This is a genomic window from Vibrio genomosp. F10 str. ZF-129 (genome assembly GCF_000287055.2).
Classification (GTDB): Bacteria; Pseudomonadota; Gammaproteobacteria; order Enterobacterales; family Vibrionaceae; genus Vibrio.
The window spans coordinates 1-6,620 of sequence record NZ_AJYQ02000035.1; the positions used below are offsets into that span (position 1 = coordinate 1).

8 protein-coding genes are annotated in these 6,620 nt (G+C 42.4%); 6 read left to right on the forward strand and 2 right to left on the reverse strand.

Translation table 11 applies throughout. The features are described 5' to 3' along the window. Both A1QO_RS04820 and A1QO_RS04825 read right to left on the reverse strand, forming a co-directional pair. The coding region (locus tag A1QO_RS04820; protein ID WP_038131443.1) for a cyclic nucleotide-binding domain-containing protein at nt 1–504 on the reverse strand (504 nt) is incomplete at its 3' end. A gap of 245 nt (nt 505–749) precedes the next feature. Then, a complete protein-coding gene (locus A1QO_RS04825) occupies nt 750–1,469 on the reverse strand; it encodes a FadR/GntR family transcriptional regulator (RefSeq protein ID WP_026026584.1) in 720 nt (239 codons plus the stop codon). A 389-nt stretch (nt 1,470–1,858) separates the two neighbouring features. Between A1QO_RS04825 and A1QO_RS04830 the strand changes: the two genes are divergently transcribed. The 6 genes from A1QO_RS04830 to A1QO_RS04855 all read left to right on the forward strand — a co-directional run. Then, nucleotides 1,859–2,587, forward strand: a complete 729-nt coding sequence (locus tag A1QO_RS04830; protein ID WP_017033909.1) for a FadR/GntR family transcriptional regulator — start codon at nt 1,859–1,861, stop codon at nt 2,585–2,587. A 128-nt stretch (nt 2,588–2,715) separates the two neighbouring features. After that, nucleotides 2,716–4,005: an MATE family efflux transporter gene (locus tag A1QO_RS04835; protein ID WP_017039307.1), complete on the forward strand. Its 1,290-nt coding sequence runs from the start codon at nt 2,716–2,718 to the stop codon at nt 4,003–4,005. A gap of 384 nt (nt 4,006–4,389) precedes the next feature. Beyond that, nucleotides 4,390–4,863: a hypothetical protein gene (locus A1QO_RS04840; RefSeq protein ID WP_017039306.1), complete on the forward strand. Its 474-nt coding sequence runs from the start codon at nt 4,390–4,392 to the stop codon at nt 4,861–4,863. 22 nt (nt 4,864–4,885) lie between these two features. After that, on the forward strand, nt 4,886–5,812 hold the full coding sequence (locus A1QO_RS04845) for a tripartite tricarboxylate transporter substrate binding protein (RefSeq protein WP_017033912.1): 927 nt from the start codon (nt 4,886–4,888) through the stop codon (nt 5,810–5,812). 95 nt (nt 5,813–5,907) lie between these two features. Then, nucleotides 5,908–6,354: a tripartite tricarboxylate transporter TctB family protein gene (locus A1QO_RS04850; protein WP_017033913.1), complete on the forward strand. Its 447-nt coding sequence runs from the start codon at nt 5,908–5,910 to the stop codon at nt 6,352–6,354. A 9-nt stretch (nt 6,355–6,363) separates the two neighbouring features. After that, the coding region (locus A1QO_RS04855; RefSeq protein WP_038131447.1) for a tripartite tricarboxylate transporter permease at nt 6,364–6,620 on the forward strand (257 nt) is incomplete at its 3' end.

The following is a 6,620-nucleotide window of genomic DNA, read 5'->3' on the forward strand; positions in this document are numbered from 1 at the left end:
AACCGCCACTTTGCCACTGGCTACGTCTTCTACTTTGCGTATGAAAAGACCTTTCTCTTTATTCGACCAAACAACATCTAAGGCGGACTTTAGGCGAACTTGCGCTTGTGAGGCAAAATGCTCCGCGCAGCTCGGAAAGCTTTTGAACAGTGCTTGAAGTGAAGAATTGGGAATCAGATAAAGAAGCGTATTCTCGATGGCCGTTGCCCGGTAACTTTTGTCGGAATCAATGTTGGTATCAAAGAAGGTGAAGCCAAACAAATCTTCAGAGCCTAATCTTGCTCTGAGTACACCATCGGATTTTCGTTGTTCCATCGACCCTGTTCTCACGATGTATAAGAACTTCTCTTTACCTTCATCATCCAGTTCGACGACTTCTCCTTTACTTAAATAAGTAATTTGTACCGTGAAGGCCAATTCTCGAAGTGCCTCTTTCGGTATTTTGTCGAAGGGGTCTATTTGACCAATGAACTGAATGATGTTTGGGAGAAGAGATTGAGGCATAGGATAGTCACCACGATTTGTTTAGTATTATTATATAACCACAAGAAATTGTTTCTAGCACTATAAATTAGAACTGTGCATCAAAATTGACTATTTCGATGCCAAACGACGCCATGCAGAGTAAACATAGAAGCACGTATGGTTTGGAAGAACGACAGCAGATAAATAGAAGGATTAAAATAGAAGAGAGATAAAAAAAGCATGCGGATGCATGCTTCTTAGAGCAAAATAACCAAGTAAAAATGTTAACTTGCGACAGGAAGCCTGTGGTTCGCCTCTTGTAAGTGATTGGCAGAAGCCTCACGTGCTTTCGCACTGTTTCCAGCCATTATTGCATCATAAATCTGACGGTGTTCATTGATACAAGTACTCCCCTCTTCGGAAGAGTGGACAATAAAGTTCACAAACATCGTCGTCAGTATATGACCAAAAGGCAGGTAAAAATCGTTACCTGTTGCGTTAAAAATAAGGCTATGGAACTTCATATCGATGTCGGTCCAGAGATCTTGATCAAACACCTCGGCTTCCGATACTTCGACCATTTTCTGAAAAATACCAGACAGTTCGATTCGCTGCTCAGCGGTCGCATGGGTCGCGGCAAGAGCACAAGCTTCAGGCTCGATCGCTCGGCGCAGACCAAGAAATTGTAAGCAGAATTGGTCGATATCAGCGAGTCCATCCATCCACTCAATCAATTGAGGATCAAGAAAGTTCCAATACGCACGGTTTACTACACGGGTACCCACTTTAGGCTTAGACTCTAACAAGCCCTTAGAAGTAAGCAGTTTCACGGCTTCTCGCAACGCAGTACGGCTAATACCAAACTGTTCACACAGCACCATTTCACCCGGAATGATGGAACCCTGAGGAAGCTCCCCAGACAGAATGCCCCGTGCTATCTCTCGGGCTACTTGCACGTGTAGGCTACGTTTTGAACCAGATATTGAGTTAAAAGAACCTGCCATATGTTCACAATTCGCTTTTAATGTATTATTTAACCCCAATTGTAACACTTTACTTTACCGACTCCAAACGAGGAAATCAGATAACGTGAGCTTAGAGACAACAAGAGGTTCAAAGCCTTTTCCAATTTTCATCCATTCATATTTCTTATTAACTCCTCTTATTTATTCATACAAAACCGTCCAGTAGCCGCTCTTTTATTGAGGAAAATCACGATACAGGCTTTTTCTTCGATATTTTTGTGTCTGAAGACGCATTTATGCCTTACTCACTTTGATTAAATATTATCTTATTGTATTATTTATTGATTGGTTTTTAGCATGCTATATGTAAAAACAGCAGTAATCATCGCAAATAGACGCTCTTGTTTACTTGCCTCTAAGGTGGCTTCATGACAATTTTTTCATTGGTGAGTAACTCAAGTCGTAGGATTCATGTGCAAGTCGCTCGACAAATCGCACGAAGCATTCTTTCGGGGGAGCTTGAAGAACATCAAAAGCTACCCAATGAACTCGAACTGTGTGAAATGTTTGGTGTGAGTAGAACTGCGCTACGTGAATCGACCAAGCTTTTGTCGGCAAAAGGGTTGATATCATCCAAGCCAAAGGTAGGGACACATATCCTACCGAGAAATCAGTGGCATTTCCTCGACCCTCAGCTTTTAGAATGGATTCAAGACCTAGAAGATACTCAACCATTTTTATCGCAATTTTTGGGATTGAGAAAAGCAATAGAGCCTGAAGCCTGTGCGCTTGCGGCCATCAACGCGACGGTAGAGCAAAGAAAAACCTTGTCAGTCTTGTTTCAAAAAATGACCATCGCAGCCAATAGTTTTGATTATGATGAATGGACAATCAACGACCACTTGTTTCACCAGGCCATATTCGTATCAACCCAAAATCAGTTCTATATCCCTTTTGGTAATATTCTATCTACGATTTTTAAGCAATTTATCGACCATTCCGCAGAGGGAGGACGCTTTTGCCTTGCAGAGCACAATGCGATTTATGAAGCCATTATGTCGGGAGAGCCAGACCGAGCGCGAACCTCTTCTATCGTTCTGCTCAATGATGAAAACCAAAAACTGGCTCAAGTTCCCGTTCAATTTGTTAACGGTTAGTCAATCCATCACATTTATCTATTAGTTGTTGGAACAACTGCAATTTATAAGGTCCATTCGTGTCGTCGCAATCTTACATTAGAAAGAATTTCTCTTTAGCCTGGCCACTTGCACTGAATGGGCTGCTTATGCAGTCTATGCTAATGATTGATACTTATTTGGTTTCCTCTTTAGGTGAAATACCCTTAGCGGCTATGGGTATTTCAACCACCATCGTTGCCTTTATTCTCGGCATCCAGATGGCGCTAGCGAACGGTACTCAACTTGTTCTAAGTCGCGCTTTTGGTTCTGGCCTCAAGCAATCTCTTTCAAAAGCTTTTTGGTCAGGGCTAACACTAAACCTTTCAGCCGCGCTTATTTTCTGGGTACTGCTCACTTATTTCAATCAGCCATTAATCAACATCCTCACCAAGGATTCATCACTTCATCAACAGATATCAAGTTACCTCAGCATCACCAAGTATTTAGTGCTTTACACCGCGCTCACGCAAGTGATGATTGCTTTATTCAACAGTTTAGGAAAAACCAAAATCCCATTTAAAGGATACCTGATTGAGTTGCCGGTGAATGCGATTTTGTCTTACTTCCTGATTCATGGCATTGATGACTTTAATGGCCTAGGTGTACAAGGAGCAGCGTTGGGCAGCGTGATCGCAATGACTTTGCGTCTGATATACTTAACACTCTGCGTTCATTACGACCCCAATATCACCTTGGCGCTTTCTGTCACACGACAAGAGTTTCAGACGAACATTAAAAAGCACTTGATTGAAATCTTCCCCGTTGCTGCGAATGTCACGATTTTGTTGATTGGGGCGACGCTTTATCAGTTGCTTTATTCGCAGCTTAACATCAATGCTTATGTTGCCATTACGTTGGTCATGCCTTGGATTAGAGCGGGCACTCAGTTTATGGCGGCATGGGCTCATTCCTCGGCGATCAGTATTAGTCAGGCCATTGGCTCTAAAAAAATGGATGATTTAACAAAGAATGTTAATACCAGTATTGATGTTACGGTAGGAATATCGGTGGTGTGTGCAGCTAGCTTTGCCGTTCTATCATTTGTTATTGGTGACATTTACCCAGATCTTGACGAATCAACCTACATTGCGTTGTCTGCCATTGCCCCACTCTACATTTTTTTGCCCATTGTTCGGGGCTATAACACGGTGCATGGAAATGTACTCCGCGCACTAGGAAAAACGACCGCAGTCTTTAAAATCAACTTTACTGGGCAATGGGTTATTTCGATCCCCTTATGTGCCATGATCATATTAGGCTTCGATGGTTCGATTTTCTGGGCCTTTGCCGTTCAGCCTTTTGAAGAAATAGTCAAAGCTTTGCCGTTTAGACAACTCGCGAGAAAATCGCTTAATGAATTTGATATGCAAAAAGCGGAAAAGCTCATGTACGATTAAGTTTATCCCAAGCGAATCACATTATGACGTATTGAATAGCCCAGCAATACGTCATCTACTTATTTTAAATCTTTGGGCGTTATTGTTTGCTTTCAACAATCTCAACATGTCATGGCTCGTCCAATATCTCATTCTTACCGGCCTAAATGATCCCACTCAAAATCTCTAGTCGTATATTAATACATTAACCTCTGCATTAGATTTTATTTCAGCGTGACTGCCTTCACTAAATAGCGCCAGAAAGCCCAATCTAATGAGATTTATGTCAATATTTCACTGAGTGACGGATGACAGAAAATATCGCCGCGGCAATAATTAACCCAATCAACTTGTAATACAATATATCTAAAAATACAGAAGAGTTGAGTATATTAAGGATAATCCATGAAATCACATTTCGACATAGCAAAAGATGCGGTAGATCTCGTCACACCTTCTATCAATCAATTGTTTGAACGTACCAATCGTAAAGAGCTTCACATTATTGTTATGGACCCTCGATTAAAACCTTGGGAATCAGCATTCGATAAAGCGATTCTTTATGAAGCTTCACTAGGTATACCAGCCGAGTGGACGATCCCATTCGATCAACTTGCTAGAAAAAAAGCACAGCAAGCTTGGCGTAATTCTGGTGCAAATATCATTAACCAAACCATTCACACTTCTTCACTAAAAGACGACGACTTACTTTTCTATGGATCATTTGTCTATGGCGACGTGGTGGTTGCTTGCAGTGGTGTTGAACAATGGTACGACATGCTTATCAGTGGCTGGATTGCAGTAGCAATTGAACAACTTTGTATGAGCGAGTACCAAAATAACAAGATAGAAAACCCTACACAGACATACAGAAAATAAAACAATAACTAAAGGACTGATTATGAACAAACTCTTAACCTCTCTATTCATTGCCGCAGGTTTACTGGTTTCCGCTACATCCATTGCTGCCGATTACCCAACTAAAAACATTCGATTGGTCGTTCCATTCGGTGCGGGCGGGGGAACAGATGCAGTCGGTCGTACCCTTGCTAATTCCGCAAAAGATATTCTAGGGCAGAATATTGCAGTAATGAACCGTACAGGTGGCGCTGGTGCCGTGGGCATGAGCTTTGGCGCCCAACAACGTGCCGATGGCTATACATTAACTGTTGTTACCCGTGAAATTGCCTCTCTACCACAAATGGGATTGATGCAACACGACGCTAGCGACTTCAAACTTATTAGAATGGTTAACCTAGACCCTGCTGTTGTATTGGTTGCCGCTGATAGCCCATACAACACCATCAATGATTTGATTGCAGATGCGAAAAAGGGTGAAGGGAAAGTGAAATTTGCCTCTACCGCTGCGCCAAATTTCTATTTGATGGCGCTTGAAAAAGACCAGAACATCAAACTAAATGCTATACCTTACAATGGTTCTTCAGAAGCGATTCCTGCCGTACTAGGCCATCACACAGATGTGACGATGGTAACACCGGGTGAAGCAATTGCTCAGCTGCGTTCGGGGCAACTCAAAGCGTTGGGCGTTATGTCTGAAGAGCGCATTGCCTACATCCCTGATGTTCCAACGCTGAAAGAACAAGGCATCGATGTAACAACAGGCACATGGCGTGGTATTGGCGCTCCAAAAAACACTCCAGACGACGTTATAGAAACATTAGGTAAAGCGTTTGACGAAGCGATGGCTAGTGCTGAATTCAAAGAGTTCATGGAGAAAGGCGCAATGACCATCCACAATATGAACGCCGAAGAGTTCACGAAGTTTGTCGCTCAAGATGCTCAATCTCTGGGTACTCTGATCAACTAACCCTATTGAAAAGGAGCTTTCAAATGAAAGCTCCTTTTTATTACACATCTCTCTATACAAGCCGTCTTCCATACAAACCTTTATGTGGTGAATGAATGTTAAATAGACATGTTTTTTTCCCGTCGTTGGTTATTGTCTGTAGCGCTATTATCTTGGTACTTATCGGGCAATTTGCTGAGCCACGCTTTCAAGATGCGAGTGTTGATGCCAAATTTTTTCCAATGGTTGTCGCTATTGCTCAAGTCATTATCTGTGCCGCGCTGATTATGCAGCACAAAATGAAATCGAACCAAACGACAAACGAACCGCCTGTTTTTTCTAGAATGGCCATCTTCGGAGCGGTATTTCTAATTGGTTACGTGCTACTGATCAGTGTAGTCGGTTACCTGATTGCTAGCCTCCTTGCGTTCACGGCCTATTTGGTGTTCTTTAAAATTAAAAAGCCTCTTTTTTATTTAGTCGCTTGGATCTTCGTACTTTGCGTTTATTACCTATTCGGTGAAGTGTTTTATATCTCTCTGCCGCAAGGCATCTTTTATTAAGGAGTTGCTATGTTTGAACATCTACTGAGCGGCCTTCTTGTTGCTTTTAGCCCGGCGGTATTACCGGTTCTTATTTTCGGTGTGGTTGGCGGTATTGTCTTAGGTGCACTTCCTGGTTTAACCGCTACGATGGGGGTGGCCATTTTGCTTCCATTCACCTTTGGAATGGAGCCTACTTCTGCGCTTGTTATGCTCATTGGTGTTTACATCGGTGGCATCTACGGCGGTTCTATAGCGGCTATTTTGCTAAAAACGCCTGGCACTCC